This window comes from Bauldia litoralis (genome assembly GCF_900104485.1).
GTDB lineage: Bacteria > Pseudomonadota > Alphaproteobacteria > Rhizobiales > Kaistiaceae > Bauldia > Bauldia litoralis.
The window spans coordinates 113950-137484 of record NZ_FMXQ01000006.1 but is presented as its reverse complement, the minus strand read 5'-3'; the positions used below and the strand labels follow the sequence as shown (position 1 = coordinate 137484).

Sequence of the window (23535 nt, the reverse complement as noted above, 5' to 3'; positions counted from 1 at the left end):
GCATACTTCTGGCCGCGTCGCGGCGAAGCGTCAAGGCCGGCTTCCATGACGGCTCGCCGGCCTTGACTGTCTTTTCGTCCGTCTTTGGAAGATCATGAGAAATCAATACCATACGGCATGATCCTCTCACCTCCTCCGAAGCGCTATGGCATCCGGCTGGCGAGCCCCGTCATCGCATGCGGGCCGCGCGACAGGGCGGCGATACCCGTCCGGCACACCTCGACCATGCCGAGCGGCGCCATGATCGAGATGAACTGCTCGATCTTGTCGGTCCGGCCGGTGAGCTGGAAGATGAAATGCTCGGTCGACGCGCCGACCACCTCGGCCCGGAAGGCGTCGGCGATCCGCAGAGCCTCGACCCGCTTCTCCCCCTTGCCGGCGATCTTGATCAGCGCCAACTCGCGCTCCAGCGGATTGCCGTCGGCGGTCAGGTCGTTGACCGAATGGACCGGCACCAGCCGCTCGAGCTGGTTCTTGATCTGGGTGATGACCATCGGCGTGCCGGTGGTGACGATGGTGATCCGCGACTGGTGCCGGGCGTGCTCGGTCTCGGAGACCGTCAGGCTGTCGATATTGTAGCCACGCCCCGAGAACAGGCCGATGACCCGGGCAAGCACGCCCGGCTCGTTGTCGACCGTGATCGACAGCGTGTGCCGCTCGAAGCGATCGTGCCGCTCCTCGAAGAAATAGGCCGAGGCCGGCGACGGCAGCGGCTCAGTCCGCGTCTGGTCCGGCGCCTTGTCGGCGACATGAGACACCGCCGGCGCGGCTTTCTTCGTCGTGCGCCTGGCCGGACGGCGTGCGGTTGTCTTCTTGGTCGTTGTCCGCTTCATCAGACGAGCGCCTTTCCGGATGCGCTGATTGCCTTGCCGATCGCATCGTCGTCGGCCTCCTCCGGCAACAGCATTTCATTATGGGCCTTGCCCGACGGGATCATCGGGAAGCAGTTGGCCAGCGCCACGACCCGGCAATCGAACAGGACCGGCTTGTCGACGGAGATCATCTCCTGGATCGCGTCGTCCAGTTCGTCCGGCTTCTCCGCCCGGATGCCGACCCCGCCATAGGCTTCGGCCAGCTTCACGAAATCGGGCAGCGAATCCATGTAGCTGTGCGACAGCCGGTTGCCGTGCAGCAACTGCTGCCACTGCCGGACCATGCCCATATACTGGTTGTTGAGGATGAAGATCTTGATCGGCAGGTTGTGCTGCACCGCCGTCGACATCTCCTGCATCGTCATCAGCACCGAGGCGTCGCCGGCGATGTCGATGACCAAGCTGCCGGGATGCGCGACCTGGACGCCGAGCGCCGCCGGCAGGCCATAACCCATGGTGCCCAGCCCGCCGGAGGTCATCCAGCGGTTCGGTTCCTCGAAGCCGTAGAACTGCGCCGCCCACATCTGGTGCTGGCCGACCTCGGTGGTGATGTAGGTGTCCCGATCCTTGGTCGCCGCGTAGAGCCGCTCGATCGCATATTGCGGCATGATCACGTCGTTGTTCTGCCGGTAGGCCAGGCAGTTGCGGCCGCGCCACGTCTCGATCTGCTTCCACCACGCCTTGCGTGCCGCCTGGTCGACCTTCGGCTTCTCGGCCTTCCAGATCGTCAAGAGGTCCTCGAGAACCGAGGCGACGTCGCCGATGATCGGCAGGTCGACGCGGATGTTCTTGTTGATCGACGAGGCGTCGATGTCGATGTGGATCTTGCGCGAGCCCGGCGAGAAGGCGTCGGTGCGGCCGGTGATCCGGTCATCGAAGCGCGAGCCGATCGCGACCATCAGGTCGCAGTCGTGCATGACGTTGTTGGCCTCGTAGGTGCCGTGCATGCCCAGCATCCCGAGCCACTGCGGATCGGAGGCCGGAAAGGCGCCGAGCCCCATCAGGGTCGAGGTCACCGGATAGCCGGTCAGCTTCGCCAGTTCGCGCAGCAATTCGGTCGCCCGCGGCCCGGAATTGATGACCCCGCCGCCGGTATAGAAGACCGGCTTCTTGGCCTTGGCGATCAGTTCGACCGCCGCGCGGATGGCGTTGGGATCGCCCTTGGTGCGCGGCCGGTAAGTCTTGTGCTCGACTTTCTTCGGCCCGGTATAGGTGCCGGTGGCGAACTGGACGTCCTTCGGGATATCAACGACCACCGGGCCCGGGCGTCCGTGCGAGGCGACGTAGAAGGCCTCGTGCAGGATGCGGCTCAGGTCGTTGACGTCGCGGACCAGCCAGTTGTGCTTGGTGCAGGGCCGGGTGATGCCGACGGTATCGCACTCCTGGAAGGCATCGTTGCCGATCAGGTGGGTCGGCACCTGGCCGGTCAGGCAGACCATCGGGATCGAGTCCATCAGCGCGTCCGTCAGGGCGGTGACCATGTTGGTCGCGCCGGGACCGGAGGTGACGAGGACGACGCCGGTCTTGCCGGTCGAGCGCGCATAGCCCTCCGCGGCGTGGCCGGCGCCCTGCTCGTGGCGGACGAGGATATGCTCGACCCGGTCCTGCTGGATGATCTCGTCATAGATCGGCAGGACGGCGCCGCCGGGGTAACCGAAGACGTGCTCGACGCCGTGATCCGCCAGCGCCTGGACCACCATCTCGGCGCCGCTCATCTGCTCGCCGTCCCTACTCGCTTTTTTCTGCTGCCGTTTCATCTCGCCACCTCAAGCCACTGTCGGCCCTAGCCGTTTTGCCATAAAAAAAGGCCCTTCCGGGCCCTGTCAGCGCACCACCAATCGCGACGGCTCAAGCCATCGTGGCGGTACGCTCCCTGATTACGAGGACGGATTTCGCCGTCATTGGTTCACATGCTCCAGTTGATGCCGGGCAAGATAGGCACGCCCGCCGGCCCGGTCAACGACTTATTTGCCCGGCCTCACGCCGCCGGCGGCGCGATCCGCTCCCAGTCGGCCATCTGGTTGCGGAACCAGGTCTCCTGGCGCTTGGCGTAGCGTCGCGTCTCGGTCTTGACCCCGGCGACCGCCTCGTCGAGCGACAGGTCGCCATCGAGATGATCGCGGAACTGGCGGACGCCGATCGCCTTCATCGCCGGCAGTTCGGGCGACAGCTTGAGGTCGAGCAGCCGCCGCACCTCGCCAAGCACGCCGTCATGCAGCATCGCCTCGGCTCGCAGGCTGATGCGGTGATGAAGCCAAGCCCGGTCCGGCGCGATCACCAGTCGCCGAACATCGCGACCGACCAGCGGCGGCACGCCCGGCTGCCGCTGCCAGTCGGACAGGGATCGCCCCGTTGCCTCATGAACCTCGAGGGCCCGGCAGATCCGCCCCCGGTCGGACGGCCGCAGGTCGGCCGCGGTCGCCGGGTCGCGCTCGGCAAGCCGCGCGTGCAGCGCCTCGGTCGCGACCTCGCGGGTCTCCTCGGCGAGCCGCGCCCTGAGATCGGCCGGCACCGGCGGGACCGTCGCCAGCCCTTCCGTCAGCGCCTTGAAGTAGAGCCCCGTGCCACCGACAAAGATCGGCATCCGCCCCTCCTCGCTGGCGCGGGCCAGGGCCGCGGCCGCGTCGGTCAGCCAATGCCCGACCGAATACCGCGTGGCGGCAGGAACGTGGCCATAGAGCGCATGCGGCACGGCCGCGATGTCGACCTCGGTCGGCCGGGCCGAGAGGACGCGCAACGCGCCATAGACCTGCATCGAGTCGGCATTGATGACGACGCCGCCCTCCCGGCGCGCCATGTCGATCGCCAGCCTGGACTTGCCGCTGGCGGTGGGGCCGGCGATGAGGATGGCTTGGGGCATGCCGCGACCTTTTCTCCGATTCGGCGCATCTGGGCCCGATCCCGACCAACGGTGTTGAACCCGTCACGTCCGCCCACTAAAACCGGCACGCAACCCGTCATGCAAGGACGTAGCCGCCCGTGACCCTGCTTCAACCCTTCCGCGCCCTGCGTCCGGCCCCGGGACGCGCCGCCGACGTGCTGGCGCCGCCCTATGACGTGCTGTCCAGCGCCGAGGCGCGCGAGCGGGCGGCGGGCAAGCCGTGGAGCTTCCTCCACGTCTCGAAGCCGGAGATCGACCTTGCCGCCGACATCGATCCCTATTCCGCGCAAGTCTACGCCAAGGCGGCCGAGAACCTCGACCGCATGATCGCCGAGGGTGTCCTCGTCCGCGACGATGCTCCCCGCTACTACGTTTACCGCCTGACCTGGCAGGGCCATGTCCAGACCGGCCTCGCCGCGGTCGCCTCGCTGGCCGATTATGCCACCAACCGGATCCGCAAGCACGAATTGACGACGCCGGTGAAGGAGGACGACCGCGTCGCCCAGATCGAGGCGGTCAACGCCCAGACCGGTCCTGTGATGCTGGCCTACCCGACTGCCCCGGCGATCGACGCCATGCTCGAGGCCGCGACGACCGGCGAGGCCGCGATCGACGTGACCTGGCCCGACGTCCGCCACCAGCTCTGGGTCGTCGACGACGCGGCGGCGATCGCCGACCTCACCGCCGCCTTCGACGCCCTGCCTGCGCTCTACATCGCCGACGGCCACCATCGCTCGGCCGCGGCCGCGCGGGTGGCGGCGGCCCGTGGGGGGAACGGCTCGCACAATGCGTTCCTGACGGTCACCTTCCCCGATCACGAGATGACCATCCTCGCCTATAACCGCGTCGTCGCCGACCTCAACGGGCTGAGCCCCAAGGATTTCCTCGCCGCGGTCGGCGAGCGCTTCGCGGTCGAGGCGTCGGACACGCCAGTCGATCCCGGCGCACCGAACCAGGTCGGCATGGTCGTCGACCGCCAATGGTACCGGCTGATCCTGCCAACCGAGCGCGTGCCGACGGACGACCCGATCGGTCGCCTGCCGATCACCCTGCTGACCCGCAACCTGATCGAGCCGCTGCTCGGCATCACCGATCCGCGCACCGACAAGCGCGTCGATTTCGTCGGCGGCGGGCGCGGTCTTGGTGAACTGGAAAAGCGCGTTGCCAGCGGCGACTGGGCCGTCGCCTTCGCGCTGTATCCGACCCGGATGGCCGACCTGATGGCGGTCGCCGATGCCAACGGCATCATGCCGCCGAAATCGACCTGGTTCGAACCGAAACTCGCCGACGGGGTTGTCAGCCACGTGCTCGACTGAGCGCCCTGCCCCGTCCATCCCGCCTCTTGCCAATCTGACCAAAGGATCCGTCTGTCGCGGATGACCGAATTCGTCGCCACCCTGATCGCGGCGCCCGGCAACGATGCCGGGCTGACCGCGGCCCTTGCCGCCCTGACCGACGCCCTCGGCGCCCCGCGCATCGACTGGCTCGCCGAGGGCGAGGCGGTCGATCTCGCCTTCGAGGCCGCCGGCGACGGCAACGCGCCCGCCCTCTCCCGGCTGGTCGCCGCCATGCCGGTCGACCTCGTCGTCCAGCCGGCGGCCCACCGCCGCAAGAAGCTCCTCGTCGCCGACATGGATTCGACCATGATCGGCCAGGAATGCATTGACGAAGTGGCGGATTTCGCCGGCTTCAAGGCCGAGGTCGCGGCACTGACCGAGCGCGCCATGGCCGGCGAGATCGCCTTCGCGCCGGCCTTGCACGAACGCGCCGCTCTACTGGCGGGCCTGTCGATCAAGACCCTCGGCAAGGTCCTCGCCGAGCGCATCACGCCGATGCCGGGCGCCGGCACGCTGATCGCGACGATGCGGGCGCATGGCGCGACCAGCCTGCTTGTCTCTGGCGGCTTCACCGCCTTTGCCGAAGCGGTCGGCGCGATGATCGGTTTCGACGGCGTCGAGGCCAATCGCCTGCTCGTGGAAAACGGTCGCCTGACCGGCAAGGTCGCCGAGCCGGTCGTCGGGCCGGAGGCCAAGCGGACGGCGCTGGAGCGCGGGGCCGCGCGCCTCGGTCTGGCGCGCGAACAAACCATGGCCGTCGGCGACGGCGCCAACGATATCGCGATGGTGGAGGTGGCCGGCCTCGGCGTCGCCTACCACGCCAAGCCGAAGCTGGCGGCTATTGCCGCGGCCCGGGTCGATCACGCCGACCTCACCGCCCTGCTCTACATGCAGGGCTACCGGCGGTCGGACTTCGTCACGGCCTGAGCGACCGGCGAAGCCGGTCTATTCGATATTCACCGCGACGAAGCGCAGGTCGCCATTCTTGTTGGCGAGCAGCAGCAGCGCCGACTTGCGGCCATCGGTCTTGAGCTGGTTGATCCGCTCCTCGATCGCCGCCGGCGAATCCACCGCCTCCTGCGAAATCTCGAGGATGACATCGCCGGCCTGGACGCGCTTTTCCTCGGCTGCACTGCCCTCGACGACATCGGTGACGACAACGCCGTTGATCTCGTCCTTGATGCCGAACTTCGAACGCATCGCCGGCGAGAGGTCGGAGAGCGTCAGCCCAAGCGGCCCGGTGACGACCGCCGGCTCTTCCGGCTCCGGCTCGGCTTCGTCCGCGGCAAGGGCCGCGACTTCCGCCGCCTCGGCCTCTTCGAGACGGCCGAGCTTGACCTTGAGGCTCTGCTCGGCGCCCTTGCGGATGACGACGATCTCGACTTCCTTGCCGACCGGCTCGTCGGCGACCATGCGCGGCAGTTCGTGCATGGCGGCAACCGGCCGGCCGTTGAACTTGACGATCACGTCGCCGGGCGCGATTCCGGCTTCGGCGGCCGGTCCCGGATCGGTGACGCCAGCGACCAGCGCACCCGCCGCCTCGACCATCGACAGGCCCTCGGCGATATCGTCGGTGACTTCCTGGATCCGTACGCCAAGCCAGCCGCGCCGCGTCTCGCCAAAGTCGCGCAGCTGCTGGATGACGTTGACCGCGGTGCTCGACGGCACGGCGAAGCCGATGCCGATCGAGCCGCCGGTCGGCGAGATGATCGCGGTATTGATGCCGATCACCCGGCCTTCCATGTCGAACAGCGGGCCGCCCGAATTGCCGCGATTGATCGAGGCATCGGTCTGGATGAAATTGTCATAGGGGCCGGAATTGATGTCGCGATTGCGGGCCGAGACGATGCCGACGGTCACGGTCCCGCCGAGACCGAAGGGATTGCCGATCGCCATCACCCAGTCACCGACGCGAAGCACCTCTGAATCGCCGAATTCGAGCGCCGTCAGCGGCTCCTCCGGCTCGACCTTGAGCACCGCCAGGTCGGTCTTCTCGTCGCGGCCGACCAGCGTCGCCGTCAGCTTGGAGCCGTCGGCGAAATTGACGGTGATCTCGTCGGCGCCGTCGATGACATGGTTGTTGGTGATGATCACGCCGGACGAATCAATGACGAAGCCGGAGCCGAGCGACTGGACCCGGCGCGGCCGCGCGCTGCCCCGGTCCTCGTCCTGGCGCTGGTCGAAGAATTCGTCAAAGAAGTCCTGGAAGGGCGAACCGTCCGGCATGCTCGGCGCCGGGACGTTGCGCGATCCGCTCACCGTCTGGCTGGTCGAGATGTTGACCACAGCGTCGAGCAGTTCTTCCGCGATGTCAGCGACCGATTCCGGGCCGCGCGCCGAGGACGGCGCTTGCGAGGCGATGACGAGTCCCAGCCCGACGACCATGGCACCGGCGAAACGTCTGGTCGCTCCAGACTTCGCCCCGAGGGATGCAAGAACGGTCATCGACCTGTCTCCTGAGCTCTAAACGACGCGGGGCCGCGACGTGGACGACGCGACTCCCGAAGTATCATGATCGAATTAGGGCAAAACGGCGACCCCGCTAGGGGCCGCCGTTCCGTTATCACTCGATCGTGACGTCATCGGCCGGTTCGCCGGTGGCCGCGTCCTCGGTCGGAGCGGCGGCCGGCTCGTCACCGGTGGCCGCGGGCGCGTCCATGGCGGGCGCGTCGGCGGCGGGGACCGTGGCGTCATCCGGCGCCGCGTCCATGGCTGTATCGTCCATGGCAGCGTCGGGTGCCGGTTCGGCAGGCGCGGCCGGTTCGACCGGCTCCGCCGTCGCGGTGTCCTCAGGCGTCGGGGCCTCCGCCGTCGGCGCCGGCGCTGGTGCGCCCGGCCCCGGCGGATTGATCAGCGCCGGGTCCATCGCGAGCCCGGAGGCATCGTTGAAGAACCGGAAGAACTCCGAGTCCGGCGAGATCACCAGGCTGGTATCGGACGATCCGCCAAGTCCGTTTTCGTAGGCCTGCATCGACCGGTAGAAGGCGAAGAAGTCCGGATCCGCGCCAAACGCCTTGGCGAAGATGTCGTTTCGCTCCGCCTCGCCGCCGCCTCGCACCCGCTCCGATTCCTGCTGAGCCTCGGCGACGATGACCGTGGCGGTACGATCCGCCTCGGCCCGGATACGCCGGGCCTGCTGCTCGCCGAGGGCGCGAAGCTCGGTGGCTTCCCGCTGACGTTCGGTCTGCATCCGCTGGTAGATCGCCTGGCTGTTCGCCTCCGGCAGATCGGCACGGCTGATCTTCACGTCGACGAAGTCGATACCGAAGCTCTGTGCCTCGCGATCGACACGCTGGGTGATCCGCGACATCAGGTCGGCACGTTCGTCACGAACGAGCTGGATGAAGGTCGCGTCGCCAAGCACCTGCCTGACCGCCGAGTTGAGCAACACCGACAGGCGCTGCTGCGCCGTGGTGACGCTGCCGACCGACTGGAAGAAGCGCAGCGGATCGACGATCTTGTAGCGTCCCCAGGCATCGACGACGAGCCGCTTCTGATCGGAAGCGATGACTTCGAGCGGCGGAGAATCGAGATCCAGGATGCGCTTGTCGAGGTAGATCACGTCGTCGATCAGCGGCAGCTTGGTGTTCAGCCCCGGCGTCGTCACGACGTCGACCGGATCGCCGAAGCGCAAAACGAGCGCCTGCTGCGTCTGGTCGACGATGAAGAAGCTGAGATAAAGAACGATGCCGATAACGACGACGATGGCGAGGCCGATGCCTCCGAAAAGTCCGCGCCTCATTGGTTGCCTCCCGTCGTGTTCCGTCGCCCGAGCGAATCGAGCGGCAGATAGGGAAGGACGCCGGTTGCGCCGTCTTTCTGGTCGATGATCACCTTGCTGGTTCCGGAGAAGACGTTTTCAAGCGTCTCGAGATACATGCGCTGCCGGGTCACCTCCGGCGCAACGCGGTAGCTGTCATAGACCTGCGTGAAGCGGTCCGCCTGACCCTGTGCCTCGTTGGTGATCCGGTCGCGATATGCGATCGCCGCTTCCGTGATCTGCGAGGCCTGGCCGCGGGCTTCCGGAATCACCCGGTTTGCGTAGGTCTGTGCTTCGTTCTGCGACCGCTCCTGGTCGGCGCGAGCCGCCTGGACGTCACGGAACGAGGCGATGACCTCGCTCGGCGGATCGACCTTCAGCAACTGGACCTGGTTGATCTGAACGCCGGCGCCATACTCATCCATGGTTTGCTGGATCAGGGTCTGCACGTCGGTTTCCGTGATCGCCCGCGCCTGGGTCAGGAGCGGCTGGATGTTCGAGCGACCGACCACTTCGCGCATGGCGCTTTCCGCCGCCGCTTTGATCGAGCCGATCGGATCTTCCATGTTGAACAGGTAGTCCCGGGCATTGCTGATCTCCCAGAACACCGAGAAATCGATATCGACGATGTTCTCGTCGCCCGTCAGCATCAGGCTTTCTTCGGGAATGTCGCGGCCAGCGCTGCCGCTGTCCTCGCCAACCTGGCCGATGGTGATGCGATTGACCCGGGTCACCTTCGGGGTGAAGACCGTCTCGATCGGATAGGGCAGCCGGAAGTTCAGGCCGGAAGGCGCCTGGCGGTCATACTCGCCGAAGCGGAGCACGACGCCGACCTCGTCCGGCTGGACGCGGAAGGTGAAGAACTGGAACGCCGCGAAGACAACGACCGCCGCGATGATCAGGAAAATGACCAGCGGGTTGGTTCGTCCGCCGCCGCCACCGGGCAACACGCTCTTCAGGCGGTCCTGGCTACGCCGCAGCAATTCCTCGATGTCGGGGGGATTGGGTCCCCCACCGCCGCCACCGCCGGTGTTGCGCGGTGGCTGGCCCCAGGGGCCGCCATTGCCGCCCTTCCAGCCACCACCACTACCACCACTGGACTGGTTGTCCCAGGGCATGTTGCTCCTTTCAGAAGCTTCAGCGGACCGCCCGAAAACCGGTCGATTCCGCACAGTTTTAACAGGCGCGGGTTATAGGCGACTTGCAGCGGTGTTTCAACGCGCCGCGGCAGCCTGCCTCCGCGCGTCGGATCAGACTGCCTTCAAGTGGGGCTGACCCGGCCGCGTTTCAACTCAAATGGCGGCGCCAGGCCGCTCATAGACGGCGAAGACCGTCGCCGCACTATCCCGCTCGCCGGCCGGGACCTCCTCGCGGGCGGTTTCCCGCCATACAGACGGGTCGATCACCGGGAAATGAACATCGCCCTCCGGCGAAACCGCGACATGGGTGATGTAGAGCCGGTCGGCCAGCGCCATTGCCGCCGCATAGACCTGCCCGCCACCGATGACGACGATCTCGCTCGCCTCGCCGGCCCTGTCGGTGGCGAAGGCCAGCGCCTCCGCGAGGCTCGGCCGCACCGCGACACCGTCCGGCCGGAAGCTGTCCTGCCGGCTGACCACGACGTTCAGCCGGTCGACCAGCGGCTTGCCGATCGATTCGTAGGTCTTCCGTCCCATCACCACCGGCTTGCCGGTGGTGAGCCGCCTGAACCGCTTCATATCGGTCGAGAGCCGCCACGGCATTGCCCCATCGGCGCCGATGACGCCGTTTTCCGCCACCGCGGCGATGATCGACACCATGGGTTTTCCGCTCAAACCGCCACCGCCGCCTTGATATGCGGATGGGGGTCGTAGCCCTCTAGTTCGAAATCGCCATAGACGAAATCGAAGATCGACCCGACATCCGGGTTGATCGTCATCGTCGGCAGCGGCCGCGGCTCACGGGAGAGCTGCAGCCGGGCCTGGTCGATATGGTTGAGGTAAAGATGGGCGTCGCCGAGGGTGTGGACGAAGTCGCCCGGCGCCAGCCCGGTCACCTGCGCCACCATCATCGTCAGCAGCGCGTAGGAGGCGATGTTGAAGGGCACGCCGAGGAAGATGTCGGCGGAACGCTGGTAGAGTTGGCAGGACAGCCTGCCATCGGCGACGTAGAACTGGAAGAAGCAGTGGCACGGCGGCAGCGCCATGCCGTCGACCTCGGCCGGGTTCCATGCGGTGACGATCAGCCGGCGTGAATCGGGATTCGAACGGATGCCCTCAACCACTTGGCGAATCTGGTCGATCGACCCGCCGTCCGGCGTCGGCCATGCCCTCCACTGGGCGCCGTAGACCGGGCCGAGATCGCCGTTCTCGTCCGCCCATTCGTCCCAGATCCGGACGCCATTCTCCTTCAGGTAGCGGATGTTGGTATCGCCGGACAGGAACCACAGCAGTTCGTGGATGATCGACTTGAGGTGGACCTTCTTGGTGGTCACCAGCGGAAAGCCGTCGGCCAGATCGAAACGCATCTGATGGCCGAACACCGACCGGGTGCCGGTGCCGGTGCGGTCGTCTTTTTCCGCGCCCGTATCGAGGGCCAGGCGCATCAGGTCAAGATATTGGCGCACGTGCGGCCAGCCTTTCCAACCGACTCAGATCTTCGCCCGGCAGCATGACTCCGCCGGGCCGGGGTGGACAACCACCCCGCCCCATCGATCGTTATTCGGCCGGTGCCGGGATCGGCTTGCCACCGCGGCCGCTGCGCGGCCCGAGCGTCACCCAGGCCAGCGTCGCCGCCATCGCGCCGCAGACGGCGATCGCTGCCACCATCGGCCGTGGCGACCCGTCGGCGAACAGGCTGACCAACGCGGTGAAGCCCGCGCCGAGCAGCATTTGCAGTGTGCCGAGCAGCGACGCGGCGGTACCGGCGATCTTGCCGTAGTCGTCGAGCGCCAGGACCAGTGTCGACGGGACAACCAGCCCGAGGCAGCCGAAGCTGATCAACAGCATGAACCACAGGACGAACAGGTTTTCCCCACCGACGAATGTCAGCGCGAGCAAAACCATCGTGAAGGCGGCGAAGGCCGTTGCCGCCGCAAGGACGACCCGGGCCAGGCCGAACCGCCGTCCGAGATAGCCGTTCAACTGCGCCGTGCCGATGAAGGCGAAGGCATTAGAGGCGAAAATGATGCTGAACTCGATCGCGCTCAGCCCGAAGTGGTCGATGAACAGGAAGGACGCGCCGGTCAGGTAGGAGAAGAAGGCGGCCATGCCGAAGCCGCCGATGAACGACACGCCGAGGAAATAGCGGTCGAGCAGCAGCCGACCGTAATTGCCGTAGGCGGAGCCCCAACTGCTGGCGATCCGCGCCTCCGGCGGCCGCGTTTCCTTCAGCGACGTGACCGCCAGGGTCAGACCCAGGATGCCGAGGCCCGCGAGAACCCAGAACACCGCGCGCCAACCGACGAACTCGCTGATCACGCTGCCGAACATCGGCGCCAGCATCGGCGAGACGCTGAACACCAGCATGACCAGTGACATCAGCCGCGCCGCGTCCGGACCGGTGTGCAGGTCGCGGACCACCGCGCGCGGGATCGACATGCCGGCGCAGGCGCCGACGCCCTGCAGGAACCGCATGGCGATCAGCATCTCGATGGTCGGCGCCAGGGCGCAGCCGATACCGCCGATGGTATAGAGGATCATGCCGACGAACAGCGGCCGGCGTCGGCCGAACATGTCGGACAGCGGCCCGTAGATCATCTGGCAGAGCCCGACCGCGGCGAAAAAGGCCAGGACACTGAGTTGCACCACGCCCGGTTCTGCATTGAGATCGGCGCCAATCTCCGGCAGCGCTGGCAGATACATGTCGATCGCAAACGGCCCGACAGCCGAAAGCAGCCCGAGAACAATCGCGTTTCGCGCGAAGCTCGCCATTTGATTATGACTTTCTGGAGTGCCCGGCCGGTCAGGCGGACGAATGAAGAAATATAATATCCCGGTCAATGCTGCATTGCAATGTAGGGTCGCCCGGCCCGACAGCAAGCGATGGCCGTCGAGGCATGGGCAAGCTGCTATGATTCCGGCATGAACCCGGATCGCCGACCGGCGCATTGAAGGACAGAAACGATGACGGAATCGCCCCTGACGGGAACCTGGCGGCTGATAGGCTGGCATAACGAAACCGCCGACGGCGACAGGGTCTATCCGCTCGGGCAGGATGCGATCGGCATTGTTACCTATACGGGCGACGGCCACATGATGGTCCATATCGCCCGGGCCGATCGGCCGCGCTACGCCACCGAGGACATGGCCGGCGGCTCGACCGAGGAGGATGTCGCGGCGATGAAGTCGATGATCGCCTATGCCGGCCGCTACGAATTCCGCGGCGACCATGTCCTCCACCACGTCACCCTTTCTTCCTTCCCGAACTGGGTCGGGAGCAGCCAGAAACGCCATGTCCGCTTCGATGGCGACCGGCTGGTGCTGAGCACCGACCCGATTATCCATCAGGGACGGGAGATTACCGCCGAGCTCATCTGGGAACGGCTGCCAGCCGCCTAGGCAGGCGGAATTTGGCGGCGGCCGCGTCGGTCCTTCCCAACCCGCCCGCGAATCCCTATATTCGTCAGTGCCGGAGCAATCCGGATATGGCGATAAACTGCCATCGTAATAAACCCTGCGGACCCGGGGGCAGTACCCGGCGCCTCCACCAGAACCCGTTCAAGGACCGCGAGCGGTTTCCGGCGGGGGCGAAATAGGATCGACGAGGGCGTAAAGGGTGAGCTTTTGCCCGGCATGGTACCCGCCGTTATCGGGCCAAATTGTAGTTGCAAACGACAACTATGCAGAGGCACGCCTCGCTGCGTAATGCAGTGATGTATCCTCATCTGAAGCCCTTGCGGTTTGCACCGTAAGGCGGGGTTCGGAGGCACCTGGCAACAGAAGCCTCCACTTTTGCCCGGGGCCGGTGTCGCTCCGAATTGGTAGCCTGGGGCCGGACGGTCCCGACGTGGTATCGGGGTCATGGCCGAAGATTTAATCCGCTACGACATCCTCGCTCAGGACGCATTGCGCGGCGTTGTCCGCAAGGTCCTCTCCGAGGTCGCGCGCACCGGACTTCCGGGCGAGCATCACTTTTTCATCAGTTTCGCCACCCACGCCCCCGGCGTCCGGGTTTCCAGCCGTCTTCTGGCCCAGTATCCCGAGGACATGACCATCGTCGTCCAGCACCAGTATTGGGATCTGGCGGTGACCGAGCATGCCTTCGATATCGGGCTGTCCTTCGATGGCGTGCCGGAGCGGCTTCATGTCCCCTTCACCGCAGTGAAGGGCTTCCTCGATCCCTCGGTCCAGTTTGGCCTGCAATTCGAGATCGCCACCAAGCCCGGTGAGCTGCCTGGCGAGTCGCCGCGCGTCCTCGAGGACAATGACGAGGAGCAGCCAGCCTCCACCAACACGGATGTCGCGCCGACGCCGCTGCCGCTTCCCGTCGCCGAGACGGCCGCCGAAGCCGCCCCCGATTCCGATGACGAGACTGCCGACGACGGCCCCCCGGCCAACGACGCGCAGGTCGTCAGCCTCGACGCCTTCCGCAAGAAGAACTGAGCATCATGGGCAAGCGATCCCATTTCCAGCCGCCGCGCTCCGCAGCGGCGGCGACCCGGACCGAGTCCGACACCTTCGGCCCCATCGATGTCCCGGCCGACCGCTACTGGGGCGCACAGACCCAGCGCTCGATCCAGAATTTCCCGATCGGCGGCGAGCGCATGCCCGAGCCGGTCATTCGCGGACTCGGCATCGTCAAGCGCGCCGCGGCGGAAGTGAACATGAACCTCGGCCGCCTCGATCCGAAGGTCGGCGAGGCGATCGTCCAGGCCGCCCAGGAAGTCATCGACGGCAAGCTCGACGCTCATTTCCCGCTTGTCGTCTGGCAGACCGGCTCCGGCACCCAGTCGAACATGAACGCCAACGAGGTGATCGCCAATCGCGCGATCGAGATCCTCGGCGGCGAGATGGGCTCGAAGGAGCCGGTGCATCCCAACAACCACGTCAACATGAGCCAGTCGTCGAACGACTGCTTCCCGAGCGCCATGCACATCGCCTGCGCCGAGGAGGTCGTCCACCGGCTGCTGCCGTCCCTGGAGAAGCTCCGGGCTGCCCTCGACGGCAAGGCGACGGCGTGGAAGGACATCGTCAAGATCGGCCGTACCCATACCCAGGATGCGACGCCGCTGACCCTTGGCCAGGAATTTTCCGGCTACACCACCCAGATCGCGAATGGCATCGCCCGCATCGAGATGACGCTGCCGAAGCTGATGGAGCTGGCGCAGGGCGGCACCGCCGTCGGCACCGGCCTCAACGCGCCGGTCGGCTTCGCCGAACAGATTGCCGAGCGCATCGCCGCGATCGCCAATCTCGGTTTCACCTCGGCGCCGAACAAGTTCGAGGCGCTGGCCGCCCACGACGCGATGGTCTTCTCGCACGGGGCGATCAACACCGTCGCCGCCTCGCTGTTCAAGATCGCCAACGACATCCGCTTCCTCGGCTCCGGCCCGCGCTCCGGCCTCGGCGAACTCGCCCTTCCGGAGAACGAGCCGGGTTCGTCGATCATGCCGGGCAAGGTCAATCCGACCCAGAACGAGGCGCTGACCCAGGTCTGCGTCCAGGTCTTCGGCAACAACACCGCGATCACCATCGCCGGCAGCCAGGGCCATTTCGAGCTAAACGTCTACAACCCGGTGATGGCCTACAACTTCCTGCAGTCGGTCGACCTGATGGCCGAGTCGGTCGTCTCCTTCACCGACAACTGCATCGCAGGCATCGAGCCGCGCCACGACAACATCAAGGCCGGCGTCGAGCGTTCGCTGATGCTGGTCACGGCGCTAGCCCCGAAGATCGGCTACGACAAGGCGGCCGAAATCGCCAAGACCGCCCACAAGAACGGCACGACCCTGCGCGACGAGGCGCTGCGGCTCGGCTATGTGACGGCCGAGGACTTTGACGATCTCGTCAGGCCGGAGTCGATGATCGGGCCGGGCTAGGATGACCGGCGAGGTCGTCAATCTCCGCCGCTTCCGCAAGGCGAAAAGCCGCGCCGGAAAGGACGAGCAAGCCGCCGAGAACCGCCGCCGCCACGGCCTGACGAAGACCCAGAGAGAGGTCGAGCAGGCTCAACGGACGCAGGCCGACCGTCACATTGAGGGTCATCGCCGCGAGCCGGACGACACCTGAGCGCTCTTTCGATGAAGCGGTCGATCTCCATCGCCGGCCATCGCACCAGCGTCTCGGTGGAAGACCCGTTCTGGGACGGCCTGACTGAAATCGCCGAAAGCCGGAAGCGGAGCGTCGCCGCGGTGATCGCCGACATCGACCGCGAGCGGCCCGAACAGGTCAACCTGTCCTCGGCGATCCGGATCTTCGTGCTCCAGCATTATCGGAAAATCGCCGCGCCAGACGGCTGACCGGGCCTCAGTTCGGCGGCGTGATGACCAGCGGGTCCGCGTCGGTCGGCAGCCGGACCGGGTCGGCGACGGGCGTCGATGCATCCAGCGCGGTCTCGGCCGCACGGTCCGGTCGTGGCCGGGGCAATACCGTCGGCGGCAGGAGCTCGATCGTCAACGCGGTCTCCTCGTCCTCGTCGGCCGGCGCGTCGGTGAGCGACGCCGGCACGGGTTCCGGTTCGGCTTCCGGCTCCGGCTCGGGCTCGGGCTCGGCGACGACGATGGGGTCCGGTTCAGGCGCCGGGTCCGCGACCGGGGTCGCGTCGGCGGCCGAGCCAGTGATGACGGTGGCGTCGGCCGGGGCTTCCGCCCGGTCGCCCCTCACCTGGCCCTCGACCCAGCCGCGCGGCAACGCCGCTGCCCGCTGCGCCGCCTCGCGCGCCGCCGCTTCGGCCGCTTCGGCCTTGAGCGCCGCCTCTGTCGCGGCGTCCTGCGCTGCACGGAATTCGGCGAGCGCAGCGCGTCCCCGATCCAGCGCTTCATTCTCCTGCGCCGTCTTCTCCGCGACCACGGCGGACGCATCGGCCAGCGCGGTTTCAGCCTCGGCCAGCGCCTCAGCGGCGATGTCGACGGCGGACGCCGCCTGCTCCATTCCGTCGATCGCCCGCGCCCGGGCGTCGACGGCCGCTAACACGGCCGCCTCGGCGTTCGCCAGACGCTGCTCGGCGGTGCTGCGATCACCGGAGGCCGCCTCGACGACAGCCCGCGCATCGGCCAGCGCCGTCGCCGCATTCGCGGCCGCCGTTTCGGTAGCGTCAGCCTCCAGGGCCGCCTGCTCGGCCGCCGACCGGGCTTCCGCCGCAGCATTGGCCGCGACCTGGTAGGCCTGTTCCTTTTCCGCCGCCAGCACCCTTGCTGCTTCCGCCGCCGCAGCAGCATTGTCCGCCGCAGTCCCCGCGGCCTCCGCGGTCAGCGCCGCGACGGAGGCATCGGAGCGCGCCTTCACGGCCTCGTCGCGCGCCACATCGGCCGGCGCGACAAGCGACTCGGCCTTCGCCACCGCATCGTCGCGGGCAATCACTGCCGCGTCGGCCCGCAAGGCAGTGGACACCTTGGCCTCTGCCGCCTCGGCGACCCGCGTCTCGGCGTAATCCAGCTCTTCCCGCGCCGCATCGACACGAGACCTGGCAGCCTGCAGATCGGCGCGGGCCGTCTCCAACTGTGCATTCCCGGCATCCGCCTCATCGCTCATGTCGAAGGCGTCGATACCGGGCGTAGCGTCATCGACCGGCACGGCCTCGGCTTTCTCGAGTTCGGCGACGGTTGCGGTCAACGCAGCCTCGGCTTCCTCCGCCGCCGCCAGCCTTTGCTGTGCGACGATCAGGTCCGCCTCGGCGGCCTCGGCCGCAACGACAGCCGCGGCAGCATCGTCCTGCGCCTGGGTCAGCGTCACGTCGAACTGTCCAGCCAGCCCAACGGCGGCCGCCATGGCCGCATCCGCCCGACTGGCCTCGGCCTCTGCCTCAGCCGCCCGGCTGGCCGTCGCTTCGGCGGTCTCCTCGGCCTGCTTCCGCTGTTCGGTAGCCGCCACTTCGGTATCGGCCTTGACGTCGGCATCGGTCGCCGCCGCAGCGCGCTCTTCGCTCGCGATCCGCGCCGCTTCCTCAAGCGCCGCGGCGCGATCGGCGCGTTCGTCGGCCCGCGCCACGGCCTCATCGGCCGCCGCCCGGGCGATCGCCACCTGCTCTTCGGCCGCAGCCAGCGCGGCGCGCGCCGCCTCGACGTCGGCCGCCGCGCTGCCGGCATCTCCGCCGGATGCATCGCGGTTTGCCTCGGCCTGTTCCAGCGCGGCGTTGGCATCTTCTACCGCCTGGGCTGCCGCGGTCGCACGGGCCTCGGCGCTGGCGAGCGCCGCCCGCCGGTCGGCGACGACCTGCTCGGCCGCGGCCATCGCCGCGCTCGCCTCGGCCAGTTCGCCGGTCGCCAGGCGTTGCGCGTCGCCCGCCGCGGTGATCGCGACCCGCAAGGTCTCGACCGCCTCCATGGCGGCCGCCGCCTGCTGCTTCTCGGCCTCGGCCGCCTCGGCCGCGTCCGCCGCGGCGCCCTCGGCCGCCGCCTTCTCGTCCGCCGCCGCGGTCATCCGCTCCCACCACGCCGCCGTCTCGGCAGCCGCCCGCGCCTCGGCCTGGCGCGCGCGCATGATGTGCAGCGCCTGGGCGCTGGCGGCGGCATCGACCCGCGCCTGGCGCGCTTCCTCCTCCTCGCGCTCGCGGCGCTCGGCATCCTCGCGCAGCTTGCGACGCAGCCGGTTGAGCCGGTCCTTCTCGAGCCGCGCCTCTTCCTCGAGGATCAGGATCTGCTGGATCCGCTCTTCCTGCCGGATGTTGAGGTAGGAGTTGAACTGGAGAACGTCGAAGATCCGGGTCGGCTCGGACAGCGGCCCGCGGAAGACGATGCCGACCTGCGGCGGCGAGCCCTCGTTGTTGTCGATGTTGCCGGGGTCGAGGGTCAGCGTCCAGTCGCTGTCGATGGTCAGCGTATTGAGGTCGATCGCCGCGCTGCCCGACGCCCCGGCCGCGCCGGTCTTGACCGTCATGTTCTGCATCCGCAGCGTTCCGGCGGCGATCGAAAAGGCCGCTTCCGCCTCGGTGAAGCTCATCGAACCACCGTCGATATAGCTGGCGAAGAGGTCGCGAAGCTGCTCCTCGCTGAATTGCTGGCCGAGGTCGGAGGCCCGGATCACCAGGTTCGCCGCGCGCGGATTGACATAGCGCGCCTCGCCATTGTGGATCGCCAGCGTGCCGCCGCCGGTCAGCGAGGAGATCAGGCCGGAGGGCGACCGCCCGGTCGCCTCGAAATCGGCGGACATGTCGAGGGTGCCCGTCGCCACCGCCCGGCCGGCGCGTTGCCAGATGATCGTGTCGAGGTTGCCATCGACCAGGCTGAGGCGTCCAGCGACATTGGCGTTGCCGCCGACATTGCGGATGGTGAAGCCACCGACGACGCTGCCGCCGAGCACCTCGCCCGACAGGACGTCGAAGGCGACCCGGTTCGGCTCCAGCGCCACCGCCAGCCGCGCGTTGCTCACCCGCATCGAATTGCCGAGGGTCAGTTCCTCGGTCGCCACGTCGATCGCCGCCTCGAGCTGGCCGAAGGTCGGCTCGGCGAAGGGCGTCTTCGACCACGGCGCTTCCGGGTCGCCGGTCGGCAACGGCGCGAAGCCGAGTCCCAGCGATGCGATCCAGCCGGCGTCGACGGTATCGATCTGCAGGTCGCCCTCGTCGAGCCGGATGCCCCCATCGGCGCGGGTGGCGACGCGGACCTTGCCGCTGACCGCATGGCCGGCGATCTGGCCGTTGGTCCAGACGACCTCGGCCGAGGGGCCGAGCGACGTGATGTCGCCGGCCAGCGCCACCGGGGTGCCGAGCGCGGCGCCGGGAATGCCGAGCCCGACCATGTTGATCAGCGGCTCGACGTTGTCTGTCTCAAGGTCGAAGCTGCCGGCAAAGGTCGGCGGCAGGTCGGCGGCGAGGACCAGCGTCCCGGCGCTTTCCAGCGTCAACCCGCCGAAGCTGCCCTGGAGCGTCGATTCGAGACCCTTGGACGGGATGCCGGCGGCGGTGACGCTGATGCGGGCGCCGCCGATGGTCGGGCCGACCGGCTCCAGGCCGACCTGGCGCGCGACGCCGACCGCATCATAGGAGGTCAGGGACCCGGTGAAGCTGGCGCGGCCGTTCCGCCACGATGTCGGCGCACCGGCCAACTCGATGCTGCTGTCGAAATTGGTCGCGCCGGCCGAGCCCTTGATGTCGAGCCGCGAATTGGGCGCACCGTCTTCCATCACCGAATCGATGGTCAGGCTGAGCGACGCCGGCGCCAGCGACGGCGCCGTCTCGAGGAACCAGCGCGAGAAGCGCGTGTCGGGGATCACCCGGTCGACGACGCGGGCGAGCCCGGTCAGAGTCCCGGCGGTCAGCTGCGCCTCGATCCGGCCGAGCGGCTCGGTCAGCACGTCGTCGATCTGTCCGCGGGTGACCTTGAGCGACGCGCCGCCGATGTCGCCGACCTCGATGCCGTTGACGGCAAGCCCGCCGCCGGCAAAGGCCGCGTCGATCATCACGCCGCGCATCCGCACGTCCTCGATCGCCATTTCACTGGCCGAGAGCTTGATCGCGTAGCTGTCGGCGATGGCGGTCGCGTCGGTGAAGTCCCGGCCGCCGAGCAGTTCCGCCAGCGCCTTGATCTGGATGAAGTCGAGACGGTCGGCCTGGAGGTCGGTGCGCAGCTTGCGCTCGCTCAATTCGGCGGTCGCCCGCGACCATGAGAAGCCGCCGGTGATGGTCGCGTCGCCGATCCGCGTCGTCATGCCCTCGACGGCGATGCCGCCGAGATTGACCGTCGCCCGGCCCGACAGGTCGAAGGGCGCCAGCAGCCGCCCTGCCCCGCCCGAGCTCTTGCCGCGCCACCAGTTGGCGAAGGTCGCCGGCTGCCCGACAGCCAGCCGCACGACGCCGCCGAAGCCGACATTCTCGCCGGTCGACAGCCGGCCATCGGCCTGGAAGGTCGCCTGGCCGGGCAGCCGCGCCTGCAAGCCCTCGATCTGCCAGCCGGCATCTTCCGGCATCGCGACGAAGCGCACGTCCTGGATGACGCTGCCGCCGACCACGATACCCGGCACGTTGAACCGGACCCGGCCGGGGATCGGCGGCACCGGAACGCCGGCCAGCCACTCGACGAAACTGTTGGCGGCGGCGCCAACCTCGACGGGCTTGGTCGGCCCCTCGCCGAGCGATCGGTCGAGATCGAGCTGGCGCGCCTGCATCGTCGCCTCGAAGCGGGCCTCCTTGCCGAGTTCGACCGTCATCGATCCAGCCAAGCTCGACGGCCGGTCGGGCGGGCCTTCGGTGAGGATCGCCTTGTCGATCACCAGCCGGTCGCGGGTCAGGTTGAAGCTGCCCTCGCTGCGCCAGCCGGGCGAATCGCCGGCCTCGCGGCCTTCGGCGGCGACGATCTGGGTGAGGTTGTAGGTGCCTTCATAGGTCGGCCCGTCCTCGCTGCCGGCGATCACGCCGTCGGTGCCGATGGCGACCGGCCACTGGGCGGGGGTCGCGTCGAACTTGACCCTGAGCGAGCCGTCGTCGTTGCGGCGGCCGGTGGCGACCGTGAACTGGACCGGGATGCCTTCGTCGGCATAGCTGCCCTCGATCCGCCACGGACCGGAGAGCGTCCGCGCCTCGATCGACGCCTGGATGTCGTTGAGCCGCACCGTCGAGCCAGCGCCGGCATCGGTATAGATCACCGTGCCGTCGTGGACCTCGACGCCATTGAGCACCACCGAATCCGGGTTGAGATCGCGCGAGGCTTCCGAGCGATGGAACCAGTCGACCTGGCCGACATCGTCGATCGACACCCGGACGGTGGGCTTTTCCAGCTTCATCGAGATGACCTGGATTTCGCCCTGCATCAGCGGCAGGAGTTCGATGGTCACGGCGAAACGCTCGACCGTCATCATCGGCTGGCCTTCGGTGTCGCCAACCTCGACATTGGTGAAGGTCAGCGACGGCGATGGCAGGATCGACGCGTCGGCCGTGCCGACGACACGCACCGGCTGGCCGAGAATTTTCTCTGCCTGGGCCTCGAAATTGGCCTTGTAGTCGTCCCAGTTGATGAACCACGGGCCGATCAGCGCCGCAAAAAGCGCAATCACGGCGAGGCTCCCAAGGATCACTAAGAGCCTGCTCAGCGTGGACCTCCTCTCGGTCGGCGCGCCCCGTTTCGCTCAGTTCGCGGCAATGATCTTTCCCGGGTTCATGATGTTGTCGGGGTCGATCGCCCGCTTGATGGTTCGCATAACCGCCACCCCGGCGCCATGCTCGGCGGCGAGGTATTTCATCTTGCCCTGGCCGACGCCATGCTCGCCGGTGCAGGTACCGTCCATGCCGATCGCCCGCATGTTGAGCCGGCCGACAAATCCTGCCGCCCGTTCGACCTCGTCGGCGTCTGAGATATCCAGCAACATTGTGACATGAAAGTTGCCGTCACCGACGTGGCCGACGATTGGAGCGACCAAACCTGTTTTTTCGATGTCCGCGACGGTCTCGCCGACACATTCCGCCAGCCGCGAGATCGGCACGCAGGCATCGGTGGCGATCGCCTTGGCCCCCGGTCGCAGCCCGACGCAGGCCCAGTAGACGTCATGCCGCGCCTTCCACAGCTTGTTGCGGGCCTCGGCCGAGGTTTCCCAGATGAAGGCGCCGGCGCCGAATTCGGCGGCGATCTGGCCGAAGCCCTCGGACTGTTCGGCGACCGAGGCGGGCGAGCCGTGGAACTCGACGAAAAGCGTCGGCACCTCTTCAAGATCTAGCTTCGAATAGGCGTTGCAGGCCTTGACCTGCAGCGCGTCGAGCAGCTCGATCCGGGCTACCGGGATACCGCTCTGGATGGTCATGATGACCGCGTTGCAGGCGTCCTCGACCGTCGGGAACGGGCAGACGCCGCCGGAGATCGCCTCCGGGATGCCGTGCAGCTTCAGCGTCAGCTCGGTGATCACGCCGAGCGTGCCCTCCGAGCCGATGAGCAGCCGGGCGAGGTCGTAGCCTGCCGACGATTTCTTCGCCCGGTTGCCGGTCTTGACCACCGAGCCGTCGGGCATCACCGCCGTCAGGTTGATGACATTGTCGCGCATCGTGCCGTAGCGCACCGCGTTGGTGCCGGAGGCGCGGGTCGCCGCCATCCCGCCGAGCGACGCCTCGGCGCCGGGATCGATCGGAAAGAACAGCCCGGTGTCGCGCAGGTATTCGTTCAATTCGTAATGGGTGATGCCGGGCTCGATGACGCAATCGAGATCCTCGCCATGCACCGCGATCACCCGCTTCATGTGGGTAAAGTCGATCGAGATGCCGCCACCCGGCGCGTTGAGATGGCCTTCCAGCGACGAGCCGGCGCCGAACGGAATGATCGGAACCCTATGTTCGCCACAGACCCGGACGATCTCGACCACTTCCTCCGTCGATTCGACGAAGACGACGCCGTCCGGCGGCTGGTTGGTCAGCCAGGTCAGCGTATGCCCATGCTGCTGGCGCACCGCCTCGGACTGGGCGAATCGTTCGCCGAACCGCTGGGCAAGCAACGGCAGAGCCGTGGCGATGCCTGCTTCGTTGCGGGAGACGGGTTCGATGGCGATGGGAATCGTCATTTCGACTCGGAAAGCCTTTCTGCCTGCTTCGTTCAGGCAACCTAGCAAAATGGCGAATATGAGCCAAAGCCTA

At 67.4% G+C, this 23535-nt stretch carries 18 protein-coding genes and 1 other RNA gene; 8 read left to right on the top strand and 11 right to left on the bottom strand.

Annotated features, from left to right (window positions below; genetic code table 11):
• Positions 1–143 precede the first annotated feature (143 nt).
• The 3 genes from ilvN to miaA all read right to left on the bottom strand — a co-directional run bounded on the left by ilvN (position 144) and on the right by miaA (position 3732).
• Positions 144–710, bottom strand: coding sequence for an acetolactate synthase small subunit (ilvN, locus tag BLT60_RS14970; RefSeq protein WP_244521298.1), 567 nt, complete (start codon positions 708–710; stop codon positions 144–146).
• A 122-nt stretch (positions 711–832) separates the two neighbouring features.
• Positions 833–2629: an acetolactate synthase 3 large subunit gene (locus BLT60_RS14965; RefSeq protein ID WP_090877398.1), complete on the bottom strand. Its 1797-nt coding sequence runs from the start codon at positions 2627–2629 to the stop codon at positions 833–835.
• A 221-nt stretch (positions 2630–2850) separates the two neighbouring features.
• Positions 2851–3732, bottom strand: coding sequence for a tRNA (adenosine(37)-N6)-dimethylallyltransferase MiaA (gene miaA, locus BLT60_RS14960; protein ID WP_090877396.1), 882 nt, complete (start codon positions 3730–3732; stop codon positions 2851–2853).
• 119 nt (positions 3733–3851) lie between these two features.
• On the opposite strand from miaA, the gene BLT60_RS14955 reads away from it, so the two are divergent.
• Positions 3852–5069, top strand: a complete 1218-nt coding sequence (locus BLT60_RS14955; protein WP_090877394.1) for a DUF1015 domain-containing protein — start codon at positions 3852–3854, stop codon at positions 5067–5069.
• 60 nt (positions 5070–5129) lie between these two features.
• Positions 5130–6017 (top strand): phosphoserine phosphatase SerB, encoded by an 888-nt coding sequence (serB, locus tag BLT60_RS14950; protein ID WP_090877392.1) that lies wholly within the window; start codon positions 5130–5132, stop codon positions 6015–6017.
• An 18-nt stretch (positions 6018–6035) separates the two neighbouring features.
• Here the strand turns inward: serB and BLT60_RS14945 are convergent, their stop codons facing one another.
• The 6 genes from BLT60_RS14945 to BLT60_RS14920 all read right to left on the bottom strand — a co-directional run bounded on the left by BLT60_RS14945 (position 6036) and on the right by BLT60_RS14920 (position 12761).
• Positions 6036–7535, bottom strand: a complete 1500-nt coding sequence (locus tag BLT60_RS14945; protein WP_090877390.1) for a Do family serine endopeptidase — start codon at positions 7533–7535, stop codon at positions 6036–6038.
• 118 nt (positions 7536–7653) lie between these two features.
• Complete coding sequence (gene hflC, locus BLT60_RS14940) at positions 7654–8832, bottom strand: protease modulator HflC (protein WP_090877388.1); 1179 nt, start codon at positions 8830–8832, stop codon at positions 7654–7656.
• Entirely contained in the window at positions 8829–9968 is a 1140-nt protein-coding gene (hflK, locus tag BLT60_RS14935; protein WP_090877386.1) for an FtsH protease activity modulator HflK, read from the bottom strand. The genes hflC and hflK overlap by 4 nt, the downstream gene beginning before the upstream one ends.
• A gap of 174 nt (positions 9969–10142) precedes the next feature.
• On the bottom strand, positions 10143–10649 hold the full coding sequence (locus BLT60_RS14930; protein ID WP_090877384.1) for a dihydrofolate reductase: 507 nt from the start codon (positions 10647–10649) through the stop codon (positions 10143–10145).
• Between the two features lie 11 nt (positions 10650–10660).
• The gene (locus BLT60_RS14925) at positions 10661–11455 is read right to left on the bottom strand and encodes a thymidylate synthase (protein WP_090877382.1); all 795 of its coding nucleotides are present in this window, start codon (positions 11453–11455) and stop codon (positions 10661–10663) included.
• A 91-nt stretch (positions 11456–11546) separates the two neighbouring features.
• Positions 11547–12761, bottom strand: coding sequence for a multidrug effflux MFS transporter (locus tag BLT60_RS14920; protein ID WP_090877380.1), 1215 nt, complete (start codon positions 12759–12761; stop codon positions 11547–11549).
• 192 nt (positions 12762–12953) lie between these two features.
• Between BLT60_RS14920 and BLT60_RS14915 the strand changes: the two genes are divergently transcribed.
• The 6 genes from BLT60_RS14915 to BLT60_RS14890 all read left to right on the top strand — a co-directional run bounded on the left by BLT60_RS14915 (position 12954) and on the right by BLT60_RS14890 (position 16288).
• Positions 12954–13388 carry a lipocalin-like domain-containing protein gene (locus BLT60_RS14915; RefSeq protein ID WP_090877378.1) on the top strand — a complete coding sequence of 145 codons (435 nt, stop codon included), beginning with the start codon at positions 12954–12956 and terminating at the stop codon, positions 13386–13388.
• A gap of 29 nt (positions 13389–13417) precedes the next feature.
• Positions 13418–13780: a transfer-messenger RNA gene (gene ssrA / locus BLT60_RS14910) on the top strand.
• 70 nt (positions 13781–13850) lie between these two features.
• Positions 13851–14432, top strand: coding sequence for an SspB family protein (locus BLT60_RS14905; RefSeq protein WP_090877376.1), 582 nt, complete (start codon positions 13851–13853; stop codon positions 14430–14432).
• 5 nt (positions 14433–14437) lie between these two features.
• Entirely contained in the window at positions 14438–15868 is a 1431-nt protein-coding gene (gene fumC / locus BLT60_RS14900) for a class II fumarate hydratase (protein WP_090877374.1), read from the top strand.
• 1 nt (position 15869) lies between these two features.
• The gene (locus BLT60_RS14895) at positions 15870–16058 is read left to right on the top strand and encodes a DUF4169 family protein (RefSeq protein ID WP_090877372.1); all 189 of its coding nucleotides are present in this window, start codon (positions 15870–15872) and stop codon (positions 16056–16058) included.
• Positions 16059–16069: 11 nt separating this feature from the next.
• Positions 16070–16288: a ribbon-helix-helix domain-containing protein gene (locus BLT60_RS14890; RefSeq protein WP_244521281.1), complete on the top strand. Its 219-nt coding sequence runs from the start codon at positions 16070–16072 to the stop codon at positions 16286–16288.
• Positions 16289–16295: 7 nt separating this feature from the next.
• Here BLT60_RS14890 and BLT60_RS24940 read toward each other — a convergent pair whose 3' ends face one another.
• A complete protein-coding gene (locus BLT60_RS24940; protein ID WP_090877368.1) occupies positions 16296–21995 on the bottom strand; it encodes an AsmA family protein in 5700 nt (1899 codons plus the stop codon).
• 51 nt (positions 21996–22046) lie between these two features.
• Positions 22047–23462: an FAD-linked oxidase C-terminal domain-containing protein gene (locus BLT60_RS14880; RefSeq protein ID WP_090877366.1), complete on the bottom strand. Its 1416-nt coding sequence runs from the start codon at positions 23460–23462 to the stop codon at positions 22047–22049.
• Between the last annotated feature and the right edge of the window lie 73 nt (positions 23463–23535).

Coding starts and splice junctions, on each gene's coding strand:
- fumC (WP_090877374.1), top strand. CDS start 14,438: ATGGGCAAGCGATCCCATTTCCAGCCGCCGCGCTCCGCAGCGGCGGCG.
- hflK (WP_090877386.1), bottom strand. CDS start 9,968: ATGCCCTGGGACAACCAGTCCAGTGGTGGTAGTGGTGGTGGCTGGAAG.
- BLT60_RS14895 (WP_090877372.1), top strand. CDS start 15,870: ATGACCGGCGAGGTCGTCAATCTCCGCCGCTTCCGCAAGGCGAAAAGC.
- serB (WP_090877392.1), top strand. CDS start 5,130: ATGACCGAATTCGTCGCCACCCTGATCGCGGCGCCCGGCAACGATGCC.
- BLT60_RS14915 (WP_090877378.1), top strand. CDS start 12,954: ATGACGGAATCGCCCCTGACGGGAACCTGGCGGCTGATAGGCTGGCAT.
- BLT60_RS14880 (WP_090877366.1), bottom strand. CDS start 23,462: ATGACGATTCCCATCGCCATCGAACCCGTCTCCCGCAACGAAGCAGGC.
- BLT60_RS14905 (WP_090877376.1), top strand. CDS start 13,851: ATGGCCGAAGATTTAATCCGCTACGACATCCTCGCTCAGGACGCATTG.
- BLT60_RS14890 (WP_244521281.1), top strand. CDS start 16,070: ATGAAGCGGTCGATCTCCATCGCCGGCCATCGCACCAGCGTCTCGGTG.
- BLT60_RS14945 (WP_090877390.1), bottom strand. CDS start 7,535: ATGACCGTTCTTGCATCCCTCGGGGCGAAGTCTGGAGCGACCAGACGT.
- miaA (WP_090877396.1), bottom strand. CDS start 3,732: ATGCCCCAAGCCATCCTCATCGCCGGCCCCACCGCCAGCGGCAAGTCC.
- BLT60_RS14930 (WP_090877384.1), bottom strand. CDS start 10,649: ATGGTGTCGATCATCGCCGCGGTGGCGGAAAACGGCGTCATCGGCGCC.
- BLT60_RS14920 (WP_090877380.1), bottom strand. CDS start 12,761: ATGGCGAGCTTCGCGCGAAACGCGATTGTTCTCGGGCTGCTTTCGGCT.
- BLT60_RS14965 (WP_090877398.1), bottom strand. CDS start 2,629: ATGAAACGGCAGCAGAAAAAAGCGAGTAGGGACGGCGAGCAGATGAGC.
- hflC (WP_090877388.1), bottom strand. CDS start 8,832: ATGAGGCGCGGACTTTTCGGAGGCATCGGCCTCGCCATCGTCGTCGTT.